Annotated in this window: 16 protein-coding genes; 7 read left to right on the forward strand and 9 right to left on the reverse strand. The window is 65.6% G+C overall.

All coding sequences use genetic code 11. The features are described 5' to 3' along the window. Window positions 1–33 precede the first annotated feature (33 nt). Together IB278_RS15905 and IB278_RS15910 are read right to left on the reverse strand one after the other, a co-directional pair. Entirely contained in the window at window positions 34–3,474 is a 3,441-nt protein-coding gene (locus IB278_RS15905; RefSeq protein WP_225612937.1) for a molybdopterin-dependent oxidoreductase, read from the reverse strand. A gap of 40 nt (window positions 3,475–3,514) precedes the next feature. After that, window positions 3,515–4,993 (reverse strand): short-chain fatty acid transporter, encoded by a 1,479-nt coding sequence (locus tag IB278_RS15910; protein ID WP_412556327.1) that lies wholly within the window; start codon window positions 4,991–4,993, stop codon window positions 3,515–3,517. 130 nt (window positions 4,994–5,123) lie between these two features. Here IB278_RS15910 and IB278_RS15915 point away from each other — a divergent pair, with 130 nt between their 5' ends. After that, window positions 5,124–6,065, forward strand: a complete 942-nt coding sequence (locus IB278_RS15915; protein ID WP_192324066.1) for a LysR family transcriptional regulator — start codon at window positions 5,124–5,126, stop codon at window positions 6,063–6,065. Window positions 6,066–6,281: 216 nt separating this feature from the next. On the opposite strand, the gene IB278_RS15920 is transcribed toward IB278_RS15915, so the two are convergent. From IB278_RS15920 to IB278_RS15945, 6 genes are all read right to left on the reverse strand, one after another. Further along, window positions 6,282–7,769: an alkaline phosphatase family protein gene (locus IB278_RS15920; RefSeq protein WP_225612938.1), complete on the reverse strand. Its 1,488-nt coding sequence runs from the start codon at window positions 7,767–7,769 to the stop codon at window positions 6,282–6,284. Between the two features lie 81 nt (window positions 7,770–7,850). After that, window positions 7,851–8,735, reverse strand: a complete 885-nt coding sequence (locus tag IB278_RS15925) for an ABC transporter permease (protein WP_225612939.1) — start codon at window positions 8,733–8,735, stop codon at window positions 7,851–7,853. Continuing rightward, window positions 8,732–9,673: an ABC transporter permease gene (locus tag IB278_RS15930; protein WP_192324070.1), complete on the reverse strand. Its 942-nt coding sequence runs from the start codon at window positions 9,671–9,673 to the stop codon at window positions 8,732–8,734. Before IB278_RS15930 ends, IB278_RS15925 begins: the two co-directional genes overlap by 4 nt. Then, the gene (locus IB278_RS15935) at window positions 9,673–10,662 is read right to left on the reverse strand and encodes an ABC transporter ATP-binding protein (RefSeq protein WP_192324072.1); all 990 of its coding nucleotides are present in this window, start codon (window positions 10,660–10,662) and stop codon (window positions 9,673–9,675) included. Before IB278_RS15935 ends, IB278_RS15930 begins: the two co-directional genes overlap by 1 nt. Beyond that, window positions 10,659–11,705 carry an ABC transporter ATP-binding protein gene (locus IB278_RS15940; protein WP_192324074.1) on the reverse strand — a complete coding sequence of 349 codons (1,047 nt, stop codon included), beginning with the start codon at window positions 11,703–11,705 and terminating at the stop codon, window positions 10,659–10,661. The genes IB278_RS15935 and IB278_RS15940 overlap by 4 nt, the downstream gene beginning before the upstream one ends. 25 nt (window positions 11,706–11,730) lie before the next feature. Then, window positions 11,731–13,302 carry an ABC transporter substrate-binding protein gene (locus tag IB278_RS15945; RefSeq protein ID WP_225612940.1) on the reverse strand — a complete coding sequence of 524 codons (1,572 nt, stop codon included), beginning with the start codon at window positions 13,300–13,302 and terminating at the stop codon, window positions 11,731–11,733. 124 nt (window positions 13,303–13,426) lie between these two features. Here IB278_RS15945 and IB278_RS15950 point away from each other — a divergent pair, with 124 nt between their 5' ends. From IB278_RS15950 to IB278_RS15960, 3 genes are all read left to right on the forward strand, one after another. Further along, window positions 13,427–14,386 carry a LysR family transcriptional regulator gene (locus IB278_RS15950; protein ID WP_225612941.1) on the forward strand — a complete coding sequence of 320 codons (960 nt, stop codon included), beginning with the start codon at window positions 13,427–13,429 and terminating at the stop codon, window positions 14,384–14,386. Between the two features lie 153 nt (window positions 14,387–14,539). Next, window positions 14,540–15,700 carry a pyridoxal phosphate-dependent aminotransferase gene (locus IB278_RS15955; RefSeq protein ID WP_192324075.1) on the forward strand — a complete coding sequence of 387 codons (1,161 nt, stop codon included), beginning with the start codon at window positions 14,540–14,542 and terminating at the stop codon, window positions 15,698–15,700. Further along, window positions 15,697–16,569 (forward strand): isocitrate lyase/phosphoenolpyruvate mutase family protein, encoded by an 873-nt coding sequence (locus IB278_RS15960; protein WP_192324076.1) that lies wholly within the window; start codon window positions 15,697–15,699, stop codon window positions 16,567–16,569. Before IB278_RS15955 ends, IB278_RS15960 begins: the two co-directional genes overlap by 4 nt. 453 nt (window positions 16,570–17,022) lie before the next feature. Here the strand turns inward: IB278_RS15960 and IB278_RS15965 are convergent, their stop codons facing one another. After that, window positions 17,023–18,066, reverse strand: coding sequence for a LacI family DNA-binding transcriptional regulator (locus IB278_RS15965; protein ID WP_192324077.1), 1,044 nt, complete (start codon window positions 18,064–18,066; stop codon window positions 17,023–17,025). A 213-nt stretch (window positions 18,067–18,279) separates the two neighbouring features. Between IB278_RS15965 and IB278_RS15970 the strand changes: the two genes are divergently transcribed. From IB278_RS15970 to IB278_RS15980, 3 genes are all read left to right on the forward strand, one after another. After that, window positions 18,280–19,248 (forward strand): Bug family tripartite tricarboxylate transporter substrate binding protein, encoded by a 969-nt coding sequence (locus IB278_RS15970; protein ID WP_192324078.1) that lies wholly within the window; start codon window positions 18,280–18,282, stop codon window positions 19,246–19,248. A 51-nt stretch (window positions 19,249–19,299) separates the two neighbouring features. Next, window positions 19,300–20,496 carry an L-talarate/galactarate dehydratase gene (locus IB278_RS15975; protein WP_192324079.1) on the forward strand — a complete coding sequence of 399 codons (1,197 nt, stop codon included), beginning with the start codon at window positions 19,300–19,302 and terminating at the stop codon, window positions 20,494–20,496. A 150-nt stretch (window positions 20,497–20,646) separates the two neighbouring features. Continuing rightward, a complete protein-coding gene (locus tag IB278_RS15980; RefSeq protein ID WP_192324080.1) occupies window positions 20,647–21,459 on the forward strand; it encodes a transporter substrate-binding domain-containing protein in 813 nt (270 codons plus the stop codon). Window positions 21,460–21,562: the final 103 nt, after the last annotated feature.

Below are 21,562 nucleotides of genomic sequence, written 5' to 3' on the forward strand. Positions count from 1 at the left end.
GCGGATGGAATCAAGTGGATGGAAGTGCCGCGGTCATGCCTCGAGCACCACGTCTTCGAGTGGGATGGCTTGACAGGCAAGGCACACGGCCGGGTCTTCCGGCTCGCTGCCGTGCAGATGACGGACCTTGCCGGCCAGCAGGCGCACCGCGCAGCTCTCGCATTGGCCTACGCGGCAGCCGCTGGCCATCTGCAGGCCGAGCGATTCGCCAAAAGTCAGCAGCGTGCCCTGTCTGGGCGTCCACGTCGCGGGGGCATGGCCCGAGCGCGCGAAGCTGACGGTGAAGTGTTGGTCGCCATCGGTGGGCGGCGTAGTGGGCGAGCGGAATACCTCGCTGAAGATGTCGAAGCGCGGAACGCCCCGCACCATCAGCCCGGCGGTCAGGGCGTCCATCATGGCGAGCGGTCCGCACATGTAGAAACGGGCGCGCTGCGCGATCAGCGCAGCGTCCACCACGCTCGCGTCGATGTAGCGGTCCGACTGGTAGTCGATGCCCCTGCGCTCCTGCGGCCGCGGAGCGTTGTAGTGGTCGACGACCTGCAACTGCGGCAGCCGCGCGCGGTGCCGCGCGATACGCTCGCGAAAAGCGTGGGTCGTACCGTTCTGGTTGGCGTAGTAGAGCCAGATGGCCGGCCCTTGCGCGCCGTCGGGCAGCGATTCGAGCAGGCTGATAAAAGGCGTGATGCCGATGCCTCCCGCGAAGAAGACTAGCGGTTGCGGCGAGTGACGCGGCAGCACGAAGCCGCCTGACGGCGCACGTAGCGCGAGGGTGTCGCCGACCTTCAGCGCGCGGTGCAGATGGCTCGACACGCGCCCCTCGTGCGGCGTGCCGTCGGCCGAGAGACCGCGCTGGTGGCGCACGGCCACGCTGTAGCTGCGCCGGCCCGGCACCTCGGCCGCGCCCGTGAGCGAGTAGGCGCGCGTGACCTGCGTGCCGTCGTCGAGATGCAACTGCATCTCGACGTGCTGACCGGGGCGGTAGTCGGGCAGTTCGCCGTCGTCGACCGGCTCGAAGTGGATGCCCAGCACGCCGTCGGCCTCGGGCCGCAGCTCGTTGATGCGGAAGGGACGGTAGCCGGTCCACTTGCGCTGCCGCGTCTCGGTAGCCGGGTCGCGTTCGATGTCGCAGAGAAAGGAGCGGTGCGGGACCGAGCCGCTCACGGGGTCGCAGCTGTCGGCGGATATCAGCGCGTTGAAGTTGCTGCCCAGCGCGCCTTCGACCGGCAGGCCGTTTCGGTCGAGCTCGGGACAGCTCTGCCACCAGCCGAACTCGGCCACGATGACGTCGTCCGCCAGTTGGGGTGTAACGCGTGCGACGAAACGGGCCTCGCCCACGCGCGTGCGGATGCGCATCCAGTCGCCGTCCACGATGCCCTTGGCGGCCGCCAGCGCCGGGCTCAGCTCGGCCACCGGATCGGGCGCGCGCTTGCGCAGCGAGGGCAGGCTGCGGTGCTGGCTGTGGCAATAGAAGCCGTTCTTGGCCGAACTCAACACATAGGGGAAGCGGCCCTGGCGCGTGGTCTTCGCGTCGCGCGGCGTGTCGGCCGGTTCGACGAAGGTGGCGACCGGCGGCTGGCCGTGGCGCAGCAGGGTTTCGGAATAGAGCTCGACACGGCGCGTAGGGGTGTCAAAGCCGCGCACGCCGGTGGGCGTGGCGCGGGCGTATTTCTGCTCGCTCACGTCGACGGCGCAGGCAATGCCTTCGGGCCGGGCGCGCAACTGGTCGACCGTGAGGCCGAGCGGCTCGAGAATGTGGTTCCAGCCAGCGTCGAGACTGCCGCCGAAGAAGCCATCACCCATGCCCAGGCGGATGGCCAGATCGAACAGCACATCGTTGTCGGCGCGCGATTCGCCGCGCGGCGCGACCATGCGCTGGCGCAGCTGCACCCAACCGGCCGCGCGGTCGTCGATCTCGAAGCCGATGCGCAGGCCTTCGCGCTCCCATGGCGTATTGACCGGCAGCAGGATGTCGGCGTACTGGGCGGCGGGTGTTTCGAACAAGTCGCAGTGCACGTGGAATTCGAGTTGCGACAGCGCCCGGTGCGCGAGCGCAGTGTCGGCCTGCGACACGGGCAGGTTGGTGCCGAAAGCCATCATCGCGCGCACCTTGTAAGGCTCGCCTTCGAGAATCGCGCGGTAGGTGTCGCGCGCTGTCACCCAGCCGTGCGCTGGGGGGCCGATCGGGCGCTCCGCCAGACCGAGCGCCTTGGCGCGCTGCGCGTCGGGCAGCAGTGAGAGCGAGTTGACGACGTTGACGCGCGGACCGACGCGAACGCGGTTCGCGCCGATGCGATCGAAGCTGCCGCACAGCGCATACAGCGTGGCGACTGCGCGTTCGGCTTGTGTGGCATTGGTGTGCTGGCCGATGCCAGTCCAGGCGTGATAGGCCACGCGGCGGTAAGTGCCAAAGAGGTCAGCGACTGCGCGCAACGAGGCTTCAGCAACGCCGGTGACGCGTTCGACCTCCGGCGGGGTATAGGCGGCGCAGCCCTGGGCCAGCAGCTCGAAAGCCGGAGCGCACGACAGGCGATGTGCGCCCACATCGATCTCGACCGCGCCGCGCAAGCGGAAGTTGGCTGCGTCCTGGGCTTGCGCCGCCTGCGCGGTGTCATAAGGCACCGCGCAAGCGAGCGCCTCGTTCCACGCCACGAAGCGGTTGCCCTCGGCATCGGGCCACAGGTCCTGCTCACGCAGGAAGTGTCCGTTGTCGCCGCGCACCAGCAACGGGGCATTGGTCCAAGCGCGCACGAAGTCTTCGTCGAAGCGCGCGTCCGCGATCAGCAGGTGGATCAGTCCCAACGCCAGTGCCGCATCGGTGCCGGGTCGCACGGGCAGCCAGGTGTCGGCCTGCCGCGCGAGCGCGGTGGGGCGCGGATCGATCACCACCATCTTCGCCCCCTTCGCACGACCCCGGCCGATGGCATTGGCCTGTGCCAACCAGGTGTTCGCGGGGTTGTGACCCCACAGCACGATCAGTTCGGCCTGTGCGTAGTCGGCCGCGGGCATGCCGCAGCCGAAGGTGAAGGCGTGCGCGAAGTCCTTGTGCCAGTTGCAGACCTCGGTCGCGTAGCAGATGTTGGGGCTGCCGAAGAGACGCACGAAGCGCTCGATCCAGTCGATGCTGTCCGTCAGCGGCGTGCCGCTGGGCGTGGTCACGGCAAACACCACCGACTCAGCACCGCTCTCGGCCTTGATGGCGCCCAGGCGCTGCGCGGTCTCGGCCAGCGCCTCGTCCCAGCCGATGCGCACCCAGCCAGGATCCGCTTCGGTCTTGGGCCTGGTGCGGCGCATCGGGTAGCGCAGGCGGTGCGGGCTGTGCACAAGCTCGGGCGCGGCCTTGCCCTTCATGCACATCGCCTGGCCGGTGGGGTGCGAGGCGTCAGGCCGTACCGACACAAGCATGTCGTCGCGCACCTCGTTGAGCGTGCCGCAGCGCGAACGGCAGAGTGTGCAGTAGCCCTGCTTGGTTTGCATTGACGCCGTCGTCATCACTTGCATCCGGAACCTGCTTGGCTCAAGGCATCACCGGCGCGACATAGCTCAGCGTGCGACCGAAGGCCCAGAGCATGAAGAGCACCAGGGGCGCATGCACCAGCAATTGCAGGAAGGTAAAGCCCACAATGTCGCGTGCCTTCAGCGACAGCACGCCCAGCAGCGGCAGCATCCAGAACGGGTTGATCAGGTTGGGCAGCGCCTCGGCCGCGTTGTAGACCTGCACGGCCCAGCCCAGGTGGACCTTCAGGTCGTTGGCCGCTTGCATGACGTAGGGCGCCTCGATGATCCACTTGCCGCCACCCGAGGGAATGAAGAAGCCCAGCACGGCGGAATACGCGCCCATCACCACGGTGAAACTGTCGACGTTGGAGATGCTCACGAACAGATGCGCGATGCGGTCCGACAGCGTGATGCCTGCGTCGCCCTTGGCGCCGGTCAGCATGGCCGCGATGGCACCGTACAACGGGAACTGGATGATCACGCCCGCCGTCGACGGCACCGAGCGCGCCACCGCGTCGAGAAAGCTGCGCGGGCGCCAGTGCAGCAGCAGCCCGATCATGAGGAACAGCAGGTTGTAGGTGTTGAGGCCCGAGATCGCGATCAGCGGGCTCTTGGCCATGAACTCCTGCGCCAGCCAGCCGAAGCCCAGCGCGCACAGCAGCAGCGTGAGCAGCGGGCTGCGTTCGAACCACTCGCCGGGGCGGCGCTCGGCGGACTCGGGGGAAGCCGGCTTCACTTCCGTGAGGTCCACGCCCAGGTCCTGCGCCGTAACCGCGTGCTTCGCGTCGGGCGCCGACCATAGAGCGATGGCCACCGACACGACGATCAACACCAGCGCCATGACGACCGACTGCCACAGGAAGATGGTTTGGCTGAACGGAATCACGCCGGTGATGTTAAGAATGCTCTTGGGTAGACTGCTGGCGTTGGCCTGCAACTGCGCCGCCGACGAACTGAGCCCCAACGCCCAGGTCGCGCCCAAGCCAAGGTAGGCGGCCGCGCCGCCGGCACGGTAGTCCATGCGCAGGTCGAGCCGGCCGGCCAGTGCGCGCACATAGAGCGCGCTGAAGATCAGCGAAATGCCCCAGTTAAAGAGCGACAGGATCATGCTGATCGCCGCCACGTACGCGATGGCCTGGCGCCCCGACACGGGCAGTGCGGCCAGCTTGCGGATGAGTCGCGCGGCCGGCGGCGAGGTCGCCACCACGTAGCCGCCGACGGCCACCAGCGCCATCTGCATCGTGAAAACAATCAGGCTCCAGAAGCCGTCGCCGAAGGACTTGGCCACCGCCTGCGGGCTCGATCCGTTGAGCAGTGCGGCGCCCGCGACCACCACCACGGCGATGGCCGCGAACACGAAGGCGTCGGGAAACCAGCGCTCGGCCCAGGCTGTGAAGCGCAGGCCCAAGCGGCTCAACAGCCCGGCATCGGCCTGGGCGTCTTGGGGTACAGGGGGGGGGGCGCCTGGTCTGGCGGAAGTCTGTGATGTCGATGGCATGGGTTTCTCCTGCTGCTGGAACTGTGGGCGTCCTCGTCACACGCCTGACATGGCGTGCTGTTCGGATGTTATGAATTGCCGTGGACAATTCATAATCTCTATTTTCAATAGAGCGATATAGGGCAAAGCTATGTCGATAACGATCAAGCAGCTGCAGCACTTCGTGGCTGCCGCGCACACGGGGCAGGTGTCCCGCGCGGCCCAGCGCTGCTATGTGAGTCAGCCATCGTTGACCACTTCGCTCAAGAACCTGGAGTCCATGCTGAAGGTGCAGCTCTTTACGCGGCACTCCGACGGGTTGCGGCTCACGGTGCAGGGCGAGGGCTTTCTTCGGCACGCGGAGCACATGCTGCACACGCTCGAGGCGGCGGTGGAAGAAACGCGCAACTCGGTGTCCTCGGTCGAGGGAAAGGTGCAGATTGCCATCACCGACACCGTGTCCGAATACATGCTGCCGAAGATCATCGGCGCAATGCGCAGGCAACTGCCGCTGGTCGAGTTCGAGCCCGTGGAGCGCAACCGGCTCGAGATCGAGGACGGCCTGCGCAGCGGCGAGTTCGACTTGGCCGTGGTACTGGTGTCGAACCTCTCTCGCGCGCCGGACATCCGGCGCGAAAACCTGCTGAAGTCGCAGCGCCGCCTGTGGACGTCGTTCGACCATCCGCTGGTGGCGCATAAGTCGGTGTCGCTGCGTGAGATCGCGCAGCTGCCCTTCGTGCTGCTGGACATGGACGAGCACGTGGACACCGTGGGCCGCTACTGGGGCGCGATGAAGCTCAAGCCCAAGGTCGTGTTCCGCACCAAATCGATCGAGGCTGTGCGCAGCCTCGTTGCACAGAACGTGGGTGTGACCATCTTGTCAGATCTGGTGTTTCGCCCATGGTCGCACGACGGCGGGCGCATTCGCAGGACGGTGGTGTCGAGCGCGGTGCCCTCAATGGACCTGGGGCTGGCCTACCGGCGCGGAGCCGTCCTCTCCGAGGCCACTGCAGCCTGCGCGAGTACTTTGCGGTTGCTGGCCAAGACGCTGACGAGAGAGTCACAACCGCGTATGGACGACGAGCCGCAGTAGATTTCGAGTTCGGTCACATTCGCTAGCCCAGTTGGCGAATGGTTGGTGCCACGCGTTGGCCCAACTTGATGTAGAGCTCGACGGCTCGAATGCGATCTTCGTATGAATTCATGAGCTACCTCTAGGTAGTCCAAGTTTTCTTCCGCACCCCCCAGGATTGGTCGGCTGCAACGTCCAGATGTCGGGCGATGGCAGGCGCACACGCTCCTACGGGTATCAGCCAACAGCTGCACCGCTCTCAACGTAGGTTCTCGATCCGTATCGTACGCGGCGCAGGACCTGCGAGTAGCTCCCCAGCTTCGCTTCGAAGGCTTCCGTATGGACGCCCAGCTTTGATTCTTGCCTCGCCGTGCCGTCGAAGATCTCATGAAGAACCCGGCCTTGCATACTCCGCGGTTGTTCGATTCCAATCATGTGAAGAATGGTCGGTGCCAAATCGCAAATGCCTGATGGAGGCATCGAGACCGTGCCTCTCCCTTGAATCAGTGAGCCTGCAGCGATGCCGACTGTCGCCATCTCCTTCGGATGGAGGCCGCCATGCAGCCCAAGACCCGTGCGGCGGTCGTTGTCATAGAAGGTACGCCCTGGCAGACCGAAGGGATCAAGACCATCGTCCGTCCGAAAGGAGAAGGAGACATCGGGGGCGCGTAGGTGAGCCGCAAAAACCAAATGGTGGGGCAGGCTGCCGGGCGCGATACCTTCCGTCATGTTCCTGGCGCGGGTAAAGATGGGCCCGCACCAAGGCATGCTGGAGATTGCTGCCACGAGCCTCGCAATCTGTCTGTCGTTCGGAGTCGCCAGGTACAGTGCGCCGACGTGGCCGGGAACGATAAGAACGTCGACGCCGGCCCCAAGCTGGAATGCGGGATGAAATCCCGCTTCCCGAAGGCTATCGGCGACCGAAACGCTCGTGTGTCCGGTGATGTGGCCATGGTCGGAGGTGACAAAGATCTGTACCCCAGCCTCTTGCCCTTCCGATTGCCACCAATCGAGCAAGCGGCCGAATTCATGATCGCAATGGGCAATGATCTGACGGGTCGACTGTGCAGCCGTTCCGTGGAAGTGAGAGGTGATATCGGGCTCTCCGAACGACAGAATGGTGGCGTCAGGCCTGTGTTTTGGCCAGACCACCTCCAGAAAGGCGGACGTGATCCAGCTTTGCCCCAACGTATCTGGCTCATCTGGAGGAGGTGCCGGGGGCAAGGGGCCGATGTGTTCCTCGGCTTGCGCAAGTACCGAAAGTGGTGTGCACGACTCTCGGTAATGCCCGGAGAGCCGAATGTGGCCGAGATCCTCCGCCTTGTGATTGAACAGGCGCGTGGTGCCAGGCGTGTTGGTCGCAATCACGGCCAGGCTCAATCCGGCCGAAGCCAGGATTTCACCGAGGGAAGCGACCGACATCAGTTGCCCGCCACTCTCGACATCGAGGCTGCGCAACAGTCTTGCGTCGGCTGTATCGATGAGGCGGTGCGGAACGGCGAAACGGTCGAGGTACCTGTTGCCCACCATGCCGTGCACGCCGACAGGCGCACCGGTCACAAGGCTAGGAAAAGCTGTTCGTGTCTCGCTCGGATAGACGGTGCGATGATTCGCCAGGGTGAGTCCCATGTCCCTCAAGCGGCAAAGGTTGGGCATCAGTTCGGGAACCACGAGATCCGGGCGTAAGCCGTCGAAACTCACGACGAGGATCCGTGTCTTGATCATGGAATTTGTCTTCATTTTGAGGAGATGTGCAAACTGCTATGCCGAGGTCAAACGGGCAGGGCGGAGAACCGTTGTGCCGCATCACTTCAAGCTGGGGTCCAGGCGATCGCGCAGCCAGTCGCCGACGACGCTGACGGCAAGCGTCGTGATCACGATCGTTGCCGCCGGAGCGAACATGATCCACGGCGCCCGTGTCATGAATGCCCTTCCGAAGCCGACCATGTTTCCCAGACTCGTCATAGGCGGCTGAACGCCAAGACCCAGGAAGGAAAGACTGCTTTCCATCAGGATGATCTCCGGAAACGTCAGCGTCATGGAAACGATCAAGGTCGAGGCGATGTTGGGCAGGATGTGCCGCACATACACCCGCAGCGGGCCGGCCCCCAACTGCCGGACGGCGGAGGCATAACCCTGCGAGTCGGCGGCGATGGCCAGCCCGCGCGCGATGCGCGCATAGCGCTCCCAGCCGTACAGGCCCATCAGGGCGACGAAGAGGGGCAGGGAGTTGCCCAAGAAAGCCAGGACGGACAGCGCCAGCAGCAGAAACGGCACCGCCGCCTGGAAGTCGACGAGCATCAGGATGAACTGCTCCAGCTTCCCTCGGGCATGGGCGGCCAGGAAGCCGATAGACGTACCGACGGTGGCCGAAATCACGGTCGCGCCGAGTGCCACCAGCAAAGATATCCGGACGGAGGCGATGAGACGCGAGAGGATGTCGCGCCCCAGTTCGTCAGTGCCCAGCCAGTGGCCCGCCTGGAATGGCCCGGCCAGCCGGTTGCGCAAATCGATGGCGGTGAAGGCGTGGGGCGCAAGAATGTCTCCCGCCAACGCCACGACGATCACCAGCACGATCCAGCCAATGCCCAGGCAAACCGATGCGGGCATGCGCTTGGCACGTGGAGTCACTGGTGTTGCCTGGTGGAGTTCTTCGCCGGGGGCGTGGCCCGGCATGATGGATGTGCTCATTTCGAATCCGTGCCCGATGCCTGGGCGTGCCTCAGGCGTGGGTCGAAGGCGCCATACAGGAAGTCGACCGCCAGGTTGGACGCAACCATGGTGACGGCGACCAGTAGGAGGATGCATTGCACGACGGAGAGGTCGCGACTCATGACCGACACCACCAGCAGGTTGCCGATGCCGGGCCAGGAAAAGACACTTTCGACGACCACCGAACCGGCCACCAGGTTGCCCACCATGAGCCCAATGATGGTGATCGTCGGTATGGCAGCATTGGGCAGGGCGTGGCCGCGGACCACCGCCTTCCACGGCAGCCCCTTCGCGCTGGCGGTTCGCACGTAATGCTGGCCCAGCACCTCCAGCATGGCGCTGCGGACAAAGCGCGCCAGCACGGCAGCACCCCCAATGCCCAGGGTCAGTACCGGGAGCAGCAGGTGCTGCCAGTCCCCGGCGCCGCCGGTCGGCAGCCATCCGAGCGAGATCGAGAAGAGTTGGACCAGGGTCAGGCCCAGTACGAAGCTGGGAATGGTGAAGCCCGCGACAGCGCCGGTCATGACGATCCGGTCGGTGGCGCTGCCGCGGTGCAGCGCGGCGAGAACACCCAGCGGCAGGCCGATGCCCAGCTTCAGGGCCAGCGCGGGCAGGGTGAGCGCCAGTGTGGCCGGGACGCGGCTGAGCACGAGCCCGAGCGCTGGCTCGCCGCTGCGCATGGACTGGCCAAACTCCCCTTGGAAGAACGCAGCGATGTAGTTCAGGTACTGGCGCCAGAGCGGGTCGTCCAGGCCCCAGGCGCGACGGAAGGCGGCCAGCGCCTCGGGCGATGCGTCGTCCCCCAGGATGCTGAGCGCCGGATCGCCCGACAGGCGCAGGATGGCGAAGGCAAAGGTGACGACAAGCAGCACGGTCAATGCCGCGCGCAGCAGGCGGATCAGGGAAAAGCGAAGCATCAGACTCGATCCCTTGCCGGCTCGACCTCGCCGATGGCCAAGTGACAGGCGACGTGGTGGCCGCTGGAGACCTCGCGCATCACCGGTCGTTCGGTGCCGCATTGGGGTCGCGCCGCAGGACAGCGCGGATGGAACGCACAGCCTGTAGGCCGCGCGGTCGGACTGGGCGGTTCGCCCTTGAGCGCAATCCGCTTGGCGCGAAACCCCGAGGCGGGGGCCGCGGAAATCAGCGCCTGCGTGTAAGGATGCGCCGGCGCCGACAGGATAAGGTCCGTGTCCCCCTGCTCGACGATGCGGCCGAGGTACATCACCGCGATGCGGTGGCTCACATGCCTGACGACCCGCAGATCGTGGCTGATGAACAGGATGCTCAGCCCCAGGCGCGCCTGCAGGTCGACCAGCAGGTTGACCACCTGCGCCTGGATCGAAACGTCCAGCGCCGAGACGGGCTCGTCGCAGACCAGGAGCTCGGGCTGTGTCACCAAGGCCCGCGCCAGCACGACGCGCTGGCGCTGCCCGCCCGACAGCTCATGCGGCAGGCGGCGCCCGTGATCGGCGCCCAGTCCCACCGAGCCCAGCATCGCCAGCGCGGCATCGCTGCGGCCCTGGGCGTCGCCGACGCCGTGGATGTCCAGCGGCTCGCGCACCTGCTCGAGGACGGGCAGCCGGCGGTCCAGGGCGGCCAGGGGGTCCTGGTAGATCATCTGCATGTCCGCCCGCATCCTGCGCCAGGCGAGGGTACCCGCGCGCGGCAGGGACTGGCCGCGTACCCGCACCTCGCCCTCGTCGGGCACTTCGAATCCCAGGGCCATGCGGCCGGTGGTCGATTTGCCTGAACCGGATTCGCCCACTAGGCCAAGCGTCGTCCCTTGGCGCACGGCCAGCGACACCTCGTCCACTGCGTGCACAGTCGGCCCGCGGCCCAGCAGCCCCTTGCGGGGGGTGTAGCGGCGCGACACGCGGTTCAGCTCCAGGATGTGCTCGCTCATGCCTGGGCCCTTCGATGCCAGTGCAACGTCTTGGCCTGCGGTGCCTGCACGCCCACACAGGCAGCCTGGCGCCCGCGCGCGACGCGCACAAGTGCCGGCGTCGCGCTGTTGCACATCGCCTGGCGCTCGGGACAGCGCGGCGCGAAGGCGCAACCCTGCGGCATGCTGGCCGGATTGGGGACCTGGCCCTCGATGGTGGCCAGACGGCGGCGTGGTCCTGCCAAGGGCGGGAGTGCGGCCAACAGGCCACGCGTATAGGGATGCAGCGGCGCCTCGAAAAGCAACTCGGACGGCGTGTCCTCGACGATCCGGCCACAGTACATGACGATCACCCGCGCGCAGGTTTCGGCGATCACGCTGAGGTCGTGGCTGATCAGCACCACAGCCATCCCGGTTTCCTCACGGATGTCAGCCAGCAGGTCCAGGATCTGGGCCTGGACAGTCACGTCCAGGGCGGTCGTGGGCTCGTCGGCGACCAGCAGTTCGGGTTCGCCCGCGAGCGCCATGGCGATCATCACGCGCTGGTTCTGTCCACCGGAGAGCTCGTGTGGGTAGCTGTTCAGGCGCGCCGCGGCGTCCGGCAAGCCCACCAGGTCGAACAGACGCTTGGCTTCGGCGCGCGCGGCCGCGCCGTGCAGGCCGCGGTGCAGTGCCAGCGCCTCGCCGAGTTGCTTGCCCACCCGCATCACAGGGTTGAGGGAGCTCGCCGGGTCCTGGAAGATCATGGCAATGTGCTTGCCGCGGACTCGCTCCAGGGTCGCGACGGGGGCGCCCAACAACTGCTCACCACCCAGTCGAACCTCGCCGCCGACGGCGGCCCGAGCGGGCAGCAGCCCCAGGGCGGCGAGCCAGGTCACGGACTTTCCGCTGCCCGACTCTCCCACGATGCCAAGCATTTCGCCCGGGGCAACACGCAGGTCAAGGCCGTGGATGGTCCTGACGCCGTCGAAGTCGACCGTCAGGTTGGAAATCTCCAGCAGAGAGGGAGCGGAAGCGGAGGCAGGCGTACCGGCAGGCTCGGCGCCGGGGAACAGTGATGTCATGGAGAAGTCCTCGGCCTGCCGTGGCTCAGCGGCCGGCATACGCGCGATTGAAGGGGCCGAAGTTCAGATCCAGGGTCTGGCCGGGGGCCCACGCGACTTCTCTGCGTTTGCCGTAGAACTGGCCCGAGCCGTGGAGCACGACGCAGGGTGGGTCGTCCTGTGTGAGGATGTCCAGCATCCGGCGGATGATGGGCCGCCTCGCCTGAACGTCGGCGGTGCCCTTGAGTTTTGCGCCGAGGCCGAAATACTCGTCGTTCTTCCAGAGGCCCACCTGCGGCAGCGTCCCTTTGGGGCTGAACTCCCGCCAGGCATGGGCCAGGTGGTCGGGAAAGATGGCGGTCGAGGAGCTGTCGAAGATCGCGCGCGAGCCCTTGACCTGGAGCTGCGAGAAGTTTTCCATCATCTGGATCTTCACGTTGAGGCCCACGGCCTTCCACATCTCCACCATGGTCTGCGCACCGATCACCTGGTTCGGGTAGTAGTCATTGAGCAGCTTGTAGGTGATGACCTCCCCGTTGTAGCCTGCCTCCTTGAGCAGCTTGCGGGCCAATGCAGGGTCGTGCGCCAGCATGGGGTAGTCCTTGATGTAGCCCTCCCCGTAGCTGGGCAATTGAAAGCCGTTGGGAAGGTACAGGCGGTTCTGCCACAAGGCCTCGATCATGGTCTTGCGGTCCAGTGCCAGGCTGAGCGCCCGGCGTACACCCACCTTGGACAGCACCGGGTCGTTCTGATCGATCGCCAGGTAGCGGATGTTCTGAACCGCGCCGCCCGCCACTTCGAGGCCCGCCCGGCGCGTGACATCGGCAAAAGCGTCGGGTGCGAGGTCCGTGATGACATCCACTTCACCGGCGGCCAGCGCATTGACCCGTGACGAGGCTTCGGGAATGGTCTTGAATTCGATGCCCGCGAAAGGTGGCCGCCCTCCCCAGTAGGCGTCGTGCGCACTGAGCACCACATTGACGTCAAGCGTCTGGCGCACCAGCTTGTATGGGCCTGTGCCCACCGGCGCGGCCATCCATTTGTCCCAGGCGCCGGCGGCGGCAAAGGCGCGCTTGCTGACAATCTCCGCGCACCACGAGGCCAGGCGTTTTTCCAGCAGGACGTCGTCGCCCTTGGTATGGATGACGACGGTGTGCGCGTCGACGATGCGAACGCCCTCGATGGTGTCCAGCGTCGCCATCGCCGCGGACCGCCCCGCCTTGCCCGGGCCGAGCAGATGGTCGGGGCTGAGCGAGAAAGCCACGTCTTCGGCGGTAAATGAGCTGCCGTCGTGGAAGACGACGCCCTTGCGCAGGAACAGGCGCACGGCCTTGCCATCGACGCGCTCCCAGCGCTCGGCCAGCGCCGGGCGCAGCGCCATGCTCTCGTTCTGTTCGAAGGCGATCAGCGTGTCGAACAATTGCGGTGCGAGGCGGCGGGTTGCAGTGGACACCGACATCACGGGCTCGATGATCGAGGGGAATCCGCTCATGCCCACCCGCAACACGCGGCGTTGAGCGGCCGGCGTGGCGGCAGGACTGGCGGCGGTCCACGGCGCAAGACACGCGCCGGCCCCCGCGGCCACGAAGTTACGTCGGTTCAATGTGAGGTTGAGCATGGCGACCTTTGGAGTGGGCAGGCGAAGCGGCAGCTGCGCCCAAGGCCGTCACTATTGAATCGGTGTGCGACAGAAGGGTGACATCCATCGAATAATTCGATATAAACACCCGGATTCGGGATCGATGACAACCGCCAAAGGAGAAGGTGTGGCCGAGGAAAAGGAACTTTCGCTCAATGCGGTCAGGGTCTTCGTGCAGATCGCCAGGGACAGCAACGTCACGCGGGCGTCGAAGACCCTGGGCATCACCCAGAGTTCGGTGAGCCGCCACCTGGCCGTGCTCGAGGCGTATTTCGGGGCCCAGCTTGTCGAGCGCCGGGGACGGCATAGCCAGCTGACGGACTTCGGGCGGCTCTTCGCCGACGCGGTCGCCGAGCCCCTTGAAACCATACTTTTCACCGCCAGGCGGCTGCGGCGCGCCGACGAGACGCAAAGCAATCGCCTTGTCGTCAGGACGTCCCTCTCGACCTTCGCCTACACCGTCCTCATCCCCAACCTGGCGGGCTTTTCGAGGGAGATGAACGGCGTGACCGTGGACGTCATCAGTTCCCTGTCGATCCCGACCTCCACCGACAGCTTCGACGTGCTGCTGACGCGGGATCTGACGCTGACCGAGCCCGCGGACCGCTGGGATTTCTACGACGAACACCTGGTGTGCGTGGGCTCCCCGGACTGCGTCGCGGGGCGCGGCCTCGACGCGCTGCAGACCACGCCGGTACTCGCCATCACTTCGCGGCCGGACATTCTGCCGACCTGGCTGCGCGGGCTGGGCCTGCGCACGTCGGACGTGATTTCTGGCGCCCGCTACGACCATCACTACCTGGCGCTGCCGGCGGTCACGACGGGCCAGGTCCTGCTGGTGACGCCGCACATCGTCGTCGCGGACCTCATCAAGCAGGGCCTGCTGGAAGTCCTGCCTGGGTCGCGCGTGCCCAGCGGAAAGGAGTACCGGGCCTATGCGGTCAATCGCAGCGCCAACCCGGACCTCGCCCGAGCCTTCTGCCGCTGGCTGACGCGGCTGTGTCGGCGCAAGACAAGCGAAAACGCCGAGGGCCTGCCAGCACCTCCGATGATTCATCGCTAAAAGCGATGAGAAGTTCGAGGTTGTGCGATGCCCGAACTGGCTGGCCGGCAGGCCATCGACTAGCCTCGTGCGGCCATCCAAACCCTCGAGGATCCACCGTTGCCGCTACTTGCCCAAAGGCTGAATGCCATCCGCCCCTCCCAGACCAAAGTCATGACCGCCAAGGCACTCGCATTGCGTGAGCAAGGGGTCGACATCATCACGCTTAGCCAGGGCGAACCCGACTTCGACACGCCCGAAGCGATCCGCACCGCGGGCATCGCGGCCATTCACGGCGGCAAGACGCGCTACACGCCGGTTGCCGGCGTCAAAGGGTTGCGCGAAGCCATCCGCGACAAATTCCGGCGCGACAGCGGACTTGACTACGACATCGACCAGATCTCCGTCGGTTGTGGCGCCAAGCAGGTTGTCTTCAACGCGCTTTTCGCCAGTCTGGACCCGCTGGACGAAGTCATCATTCCCACGCCGTGCTGGGTGTCCTATCCCGACATGGTCAGGCTCGCGGGGGGCGAACCCGTGCTGGTCGCCTGCGAGGAGGTTCACGGGTTCAAGCTCCAGCCCCGGGACCTCCAGGCAGCGATCACGCCGCGTACCAAGTGGTTCATGCTGAATTCGCCGAACAATCCGACTGGCGCGGTGTATTCCAGATCCGAACTCGGTGCGCTGGCCGAAGTCCTGCGCGATCATCCCCATGTGCATGTTCTGGCGGACGACATCTACGAGAAGTTGGTCTATGACGTCCCGTTCGTCACGATGGCGGAGGTTGCGCCGGATCTCTTGCCGCGGACGCTGATCGTCAACGGTGTTTCCAAGAGCAGCGCCATGACGGGTTGGCGGCTGGGCTACGGGGTCGGACCGCGCCCGTTGATCCAGGCGATGAACACGATCACGAGCCAAACCTCGTCGCACACCAGCTCGATCTCCCAGCATGCCGCCATCGAAGCCATCGCGGGCGATCAGTCCTACGTGGCCGACTTCGTCGCGGATTTCCGCGCGCGCCGGGATTTCGTCGTCGAGAGAATCGCCCAGGCGCCAGGCCTGAATTGCAGCGTTCCCGACGGCGCCTTCTACATCTTCGTCTCCTGCGCGGAACTGATCGGTCGCGTGACCCGCAAGGGCAAGACGATCGAAAGCGATGCGGATTTCGCCATGTACCTGCTGGAGGACTTCGGTGTCGCCGTGGTGCCCGGCAGCGGCTTCATGGCCTCCCCCTATGTCCGGATCTCGTTCGCGGCGTCGCTGTCCGAGCTGAGGCAGGCGTGCGACCGCCTTGTCCTGGCGTGCCAGGCTCTTTCTCAGGGAGGTGCCCGATGAGCAAAGCCAGACAATTGCGCGATCGCATGGCCGAGCAAGGCCTCGTCCATGTGATGGCTGCCCACAGTCCTCTTTCTGCAATTCTGGCTGAAGAGGCAGGCTTCGACGGGCTCTGGGCCTCGGGCTTCGAACTCTCTGCGTTGTACGGGCTCGCCGACATGAGCCTCATCTCGATGACGCAACATCTAGACATGTTGCGGGCCATCGCCGGGCGGTCGTCGTTGCCTATCGTCGCCGACATCGACACGGGCTACGGCAATGCGATCAACACGATCCATGCCATCGGCGAGTACGAGCGTGCCGGGGCCAGCGCCGTGGTGATCGAAGACAAGACCTTCCCCAAGGTCAGCAGCCTCGCGCCCGGCGGGCGACAGGAGCTGCTGCGGATGGAAGAGTTCCAGGGCAAGATCGAGGCCGCTGTGAACACGCGCCGCGACCCGGATTTTCTGGTCATTGCCCGCACCGAGGCACTGATCGCCGGTCTTGGCGAGGAGGAGGCCCTGAAGCGCGCAAGCGCATACGCGGAGGCCGGGGCCGACATGATCCTGATTCACTCCAAGAAGAAGGACCCTTCGGAGATCGAGAGCTTTTCGCGGGCCTGGAATGGCTCGATACCCCTCACGATCGTTCCCAACGCCTATCCCGAGCTTTCCGCCCCCCGCATCCGCGCGCTTAGCAACGTCCGAATGGTCATCTACGGCAACTACGGTATCCGCGCTTCGGTGACTGCGATGCAAGATGCCTTCCGTCGGATTGTCCGCGATGGCGGTGTTCAGAATGTGCACGCTGACATCGTTTCCGTCGACGAGATCTTCAGGCTCCAGGGGACAGCGGCGATCAAGTCGCAAGAGTCTCGGTTCCTGCGATAGGCGTATCGCTCCGCGTCAAAACATCGGATCAGTTTGCATTGCGTGGCTAGACGGTCGTCAGTTCGCAACGCGTACCACCGTGAGTGCGCGGGCCAAGTACAGTCATTTGTCGTGCATGGACTCTCCGTCGCTCGCTCCAAGGTCGACGTCATTTACATTGGCGGCTATGAGACCGTTGCCGATGTCGCGGACTGACTGCTGAGGTCCATCGAAGATGATCTACCGCGTCATCGTGCTCGATTCCCCCGCGGCATCTTGCCATCGGCGCAAGGGCACACCATGCAGCAGCCTGTGCGCAGGGAGATGATGCGGACCATGCGCCTAAAGGAACTCTAGCGTGGCGCACGCCGGGTGGTCGACGACGGACTCGGGATCCATGTGCTGCCTCACCGATCTGACCGTTAAAGAATGCGGCAGAAGACTTGGACTGGTTGATGCCGTCAACCGGACACTTCACGTGCTGCTTCGCACGATCACTTCGAAGCCGATATCCACCTGCCGCGCGCCAGGGTCTTCACCGGCCAGCCGCGCGAGCAGCATCTGGCCTGCGCGTTCGCCCATCTCGACGCGGCGAATGCGAACGGTGGACAGGCGCGGGGACGCGGCCCGCGCGATGGGCATGTCGCCGAAGCCTATCACCGCGATGCGCCCGGGCACGCTCCAGCCGCGCTGATGGCACTCGAAGAGCAGGCCTGCGGCCAACAGGTCGTTGTTGCAGAACACCGCCGTGATGTCGGGGCGCCGCGCCAACAGTTGCGCGAGCCGCGGGCCTGCGTTATCGATCTGCACAGGCGGGCGAATGAGTTCTGCCGGTACCTCGCCTGCGCCCCGCACCGCGGCCTCGGCGCGGAAGCCTTCGAGCCGCAGGCGCGAACGCTCTTCCTCGGCGCCGATGAAAGCCAGCGCGCGATGCCCGCGCGCGAGCAGGTGCCTGGCGGCAGCGCGTCCCGCATCGACGTTCGAGAACCCGACCAGCATGTCGATCGGCGCCTCGTCACCTGCGGCGGGCAGGTCCCAGGTCTGCACTACAGGCACGCCCGCGCGGCGCAGCTTGAGCCGCAACGCGCTCGGTTGCGCGATGCCGGTGAGCACCAGCCCGTCGACGCGGCGGCCGAGAAAGGTGTCGACCAGCGCGGCTTCGTCGCCGGGACGGTATGCACTCTGGCCCAACAGCAGTTGGTAACCCCCGTCGGCCAGCGTCTGCGCGAGCGCCTCAAGGGTCTCGGAGAACACGAGATTTGAAATGGTCGGCACGATCGCCGCCACGATGCGAGAGCGGTTTGACGCCAGACTTCCCGCCATGAGGTTGGGCACGTAGCCCAGCCGCTCGATGGCCGCGCGCACGGCGGCCAGCGTGTCGGGTGCGAGCTTGTCGGGGGTGTTGATGGCGCGCGAGACGGTGACCAGCGACACGCCGGCTTCGCGCGCCACGTCGCTCATGCGGGCGGTGCCAGGTGGCGAGGTCTCTTCGGAAATGTGGGTCTTGGGAACGGGCATGGCGAAACGCCGTCGATCATAGCCTTGTGAGGCAGTAGAAACTTCTTGAAATGAAAGCGCTATCAGCTCGGTCCGCCGCGTCCCATGCTGTGGGACTATTCTGAATGAGGGGTGATCGACAAGGGTTGTAAAAGCTCTTGTGAAAGCCAAAATGAAAGCGCTTCCATAAACAAGCATCCAACAAGCGAACCCAGCGCACAGGAGACAACCCACATGTTCCGCAGAACCCTTCTTGCCGCCCTGGCCGTCGCCGGCCTGCTGGCCGGCGCAGCCCACGCCCAGGATGACTACCCATCGCGCCCGGTGAAGCTCATCGTGCCGTTCCCCGCGGGCGGCACCAGCGACATCATGGGCCGACTGATTGCCGAGGTGCTCGGGCGGCAGCTCAAGCAGCCGTTCATCGTCGACAACAAGGGCGGGGCGGGCGGCGCCATCGGCACCGAGCAGGCGGCCAAGGCGCCGGGCGACGGCTACACGCTGCTGCTGTCGGGCATCGGCAGCAACGCGATCATCCACGGCTTCTCGCCCAGGCCGCCGTACGACTCGAACCGCGACTTCGTCCACGTGTCGCAGCTTGCGGCCGGGCCCAACGTGCTGGTGGTGAACCCATCGTTCCCGGCGAAGAACTTCAAGGAGTTCATCGCATGGGTCAAGGCCAACCCGGGCAAGTTCAGCTACGGGCAGGTCAACGCCTCGTCCGGCCACGTCACCACCGAGTACCTCAAGCAGGTGGCGGGGCTCGACATGGTGGGCATTCCGTACAAGGGCAGCGCACCCGCGCTCAACGACGTGCTGGCCGACCAGATCCCCGGCATGTTCACCAACCAGGATTCGGTGCTGCCGCACATCAAGGCCGGCAAGCTGCGCGCCTTGGCCGTCACCAGCGCGCAGCGCAACCCGCTGTTCCCCGACGTGCCCACGGTGGCCGAGTCGGGCTACCCCGGTTTCAGCGCCGTGTCGTGGACCGGCCTGTCGGCGCCCAAGGGCACGCCGAAGGCCGTCGTCGACAAGCTCGAAGCCGCCATGGTCAAGGGCTTTGCAGACTCGGCCGTGCGTGCCAAGCTGGAAGCCAATGGCTTCGTGGTGGTGGCCTCGCGCTCGGTCGACTACACACGCTTCGTGCAGGACGAGACCGCGCGCTGGACGCAGGTGGTGCAGAAGGCCGGCATCAAGCTCGAATGAACCTCGCGCCTTTCCCTTTTCTTCCTTGTTCCCATTTCCGAAAGTGACCGTATGAAAGCCGTCGAATCCAACATCGTTTCCTATGCCAAGGTGGCTGAAGGCGCGCGCACCGCGGCCGATGCGGCCGACCGCATCGACTGGATCAAGCTCTCGCTGACCTACCTGCCGCTGGCCACGCCGGTGAGCGATGCCAAGGTGCTCACCGGTCGCCAGAAGCCGCTGACCGAAATCGCCTTCATCTTTGCCGAGATCCGCACGCGCGACGGCCATGAAGGCATCGGCTTCGGCTACTCCAAGCGCGCGGGCGGCCCCGGCATGTACGCGCATGCCAAGGAGCTCGCGTCGAACCTGATCGGCGAAGACCCGAACGACATCTCGCGCCTGTTCACCAAGCTGCTGTGGGCCGGCGCCAGCATGGGCCGCAGCGGCCTCACGACGCAGGCCATCGCCCCCTTCGACATCGCGCTGTGGGACTTGAAGGCCAAGCGCGCGAAACTGCCGCTGGCCAAACTGCTGGGCGCCGAGCGCGACTCGGTGCAGTGCTACAACACCTCGGGCGGCTACCTGCACACGCCGCTCGACCAGGTGCTCAAGAACGTGGCCATCTCGCGCGAGAGCGGCATCGGCGGCATCAAGCTCAAGGTGGGCCAGCCCGACCTGGCCATCGACATCCAGCGCGTGGGCGAAGTGCGCAAGCTGCTCGGCGATTCGTTCCCGCTGATGGTCGATGCCAACCAGCAATGGGATCGGCAGAAGGCCACGCGTGCCTGCCGCGCGTTCGAAGGCTTCGACCTGACTTGGATCGAGGAACCGCTCGACGCGTACGACTTCGAGGGTCACGCCCAGCTCGCCGCGCATTTCGACACCGCCATCGCCACCGGCGAGATGCTCACCAGTTTCGGCGAGCACGCGCAGCTCATCATGGCCGAGGGCAGCGACTTCATCCAGCCCGACGCGCCGCGCGTGGGCGGCATCACGCCCTTCCTGCAGATCATGAACCTGGCGGCTTTCAAGGGGCGCAAACTGGCACCACACTTCGCGATGGAAATCCACCTGCACCTGGCCGCAGCCTACCCGATCGAGCCCTGGCTCGAACACTTCGAATGGCTGGGCCCGATGTTCAACGAGCAGATGCACCTGAAGGACGGGCGCATGCACCTGTCGGACCGCCCGGGCCTGGGCTTCAGCCTGAGCGAGCAGGCACTGAAGTGGACGACCGAGACGCAGGAGTTCGGCAAGCAGCCCTGAGTCTGCCGCCACCGCCGCCGCGTCCCAGCGGGTGGGGATTTTCGGCCATTGCGCCCGCGGGGCCGTACGCCGCGGCCGCGCGGGCCTCCTAGCATCAGCGGGCCGCAGGGCGTCGTCAGTCGCCCCGATCGCGCATCCACAGGAGACACCATGATCGACCGACGCACTTTCACCATCGTCAGCGCCTGCCTTGCAGGCACGCTGGCATTTGGCAGTACAGCTGCCCACGCGCAAAGCGACACACTGGCACGCATCCAGCAAGCCAAGAAGATCCGCATTGCGCTCGACCCCAGCATTCCGCCCTGGTCGTTCAAGAACGACAAGCTCGAGATGAGCGGATCCGAATACGAGACTGCCAAGATGCTGGCTGAGGATCTCGGCGTGACGCTGGAGATTGTGTCGACCAATGGCGCCAACCGCATTCCGCAGCTGATCACTGACAAGGCGGACATCGTGGTGGCTGCGATGACGATTACCGCCGAGCGGCAGAAGGTCATCGACTTCTCGCTGCCGTACTCGGGCACGACCACCGCGGTCTCTGCGCCGCGCGGCATGGCCATCAAGACCATGGCCGATCTCTCCGGCAAACGCGTCGGCGTCGCGCGCGGTACCTCGATGGACACCGACTTGACCGCCGCCGCTCCGAAGGACGTGGAGATCGTGCGTTTCGAGGACGAGGCGACCACGCTGACCGCGGTGCTGAGCGGCCAGGTGGACATCGTCGCGCAATCGGTCACCCTCAACGAGACCGTCAACAAGCGCAATCCGGCGAAGGCGCTGGAGACCAAGATCGTGCTGCGCAACAACCTGCACGGCATCGGCATGCGCAAGAACGAGGCGCGGCTCAAGGAATGGGTCGACCAATGGGTGAGGACCAACATGGCCAATGGCAAACTGGCTGCAGTGTTCAAGAAGAATCAAGGCATCGACCTGCCCGCTGCGGTAGCACAAGCTGCGCGTTAGGCGGACGGTGGCGTGTGCGTCCCGCCATCTGGTACAGCTGGCGGAGCCGAGTGCGCGGCGCTCTCCGGCATGGACAGCTGCGTTCGACAATTGCGACACCCCG

Origin of the sequence: Variovorax sp. VRV01 (genome assembly GCF_014852545.1) — a bacterium.
Taxonomy (GTDB): Bacteria; Pseudomonadota; Gammaproteobacteria; order Burkholderiales; family Burkholderiaceae_C; genus Variovorax; species Variovorax beijingensis_A.

Bases quoted from the DNA above. Each gene is read 5' to 3' on its own strand.
- IB278_RS15920 (WP_225612938.1), bottom strand. From the start codon at position 7,769: ATGATCAAGACACGGATCCTCGTCGTGAGTTTCGACGGCTTACGCCCG.
- IB278_RS15935 (WP_192324072.1), bottom strand. From the start codon at position 10,662: ATGAGCGAGCACATCCTGGAGCTGAACCGCGTGTCGCGCCGCTACACC.
- IB278_RS15940 (WP_192324074.1), bottom strand. From the start codon at position 11,705: ATGACATCACTGTTCCCCGGCGCCGAGCCTGCCGGTACGCCTGCCTCC.
- IB278_RS15915 (WP_192324066.1), top strand. From the start codon at position 5,124: ATGTCGATAACGATCAAGCAGCTGCAGCACTTCGTGGCTGCCGCGCAC.
- IB278_RS15945 (WP_225612940.1), bottom strand. From the start codon at position 13,302: ATGCTCAACCTCACATTGAACCGACGTAACTTCGTGGCCGCGGGGGCC.
- IB278_RS15980 (WP_192324080.1), top strand. From the start codon at position 20,647: ATGATCGACCGACGCACTTTCACCATCGTCAGCGCCTGCCTTGCAGGC.
- IB278_RS15950 (WP_225612941.1), top strand. From the start codon at position 13,427: ATGACAACCGCCAAAGGAGAAGGTGTGGCCGAGGAAAAGGAACTTTCG.
- IB278_RS15925 (WP_225612939.1), bottom strand. From the start codon at position 8,735: ATGAGCACATCCATCATGCCGGGCCACGCCCCCGGCGAAGAACTCCAC.
- IB278_RS15930 (WP_192324070.1), bottom strand. From the start codon at position 9,673: ATGCTTCGCTTTTCCCTGATCCGCCTGCTGCGCGCGGCATTGACCGTG.
- IB278_RS15910 (WP_412556327.1), bottom strand. From the start codon at position 4,993: ATGCCATCGACATCACAGACTTCCGCCAGACCAGGCGCCCCCCCCCCT.
- IB278_RS15960 (WP_192324076.1), top strand. From the start codon at position 15,697: ATGAGCAAAGCCAGACAATTGCGCGATCGCATGGCCGAGCAAGGCCTC.
- IB278_RS15955 (WP_192324075.1), top strand. From the start codon at position 14,540: ATGACCGCCAAGGCACTCGCATTGCGTGAGCAAGGGGTCGACATCATC.
- IB278_RS15905 (WP_225612937.1), bottom strand. From the start codon at position 3,474: ATGCAAACCAAGCAGGGCTACTGCACACTCTGCCGTTCGCGCTGCGGC.
- IB278_RS15965 (WP_192324077.1), bottom strand. From the start codon at position 18,066: ATGCCCGTTCCCAAGACCCACATTTCCGAAGAGACCTCGCCACCTGGC.
- IB278_RS15970 (WP_192324078.1), top strand. From the start codon at position 18,280: ATGTTCCGCAGAACCCTTCTTGCCGCCCTGGCCGTCGCCGGCCTGCTG.
- IB278_RS15975 (WP_192324079.1), top strand. From the start codon at position 19,300: ATGAAAGCCGTCGAATCCAACATCGTTTCCTATGCCAAGGTGGCTGAA.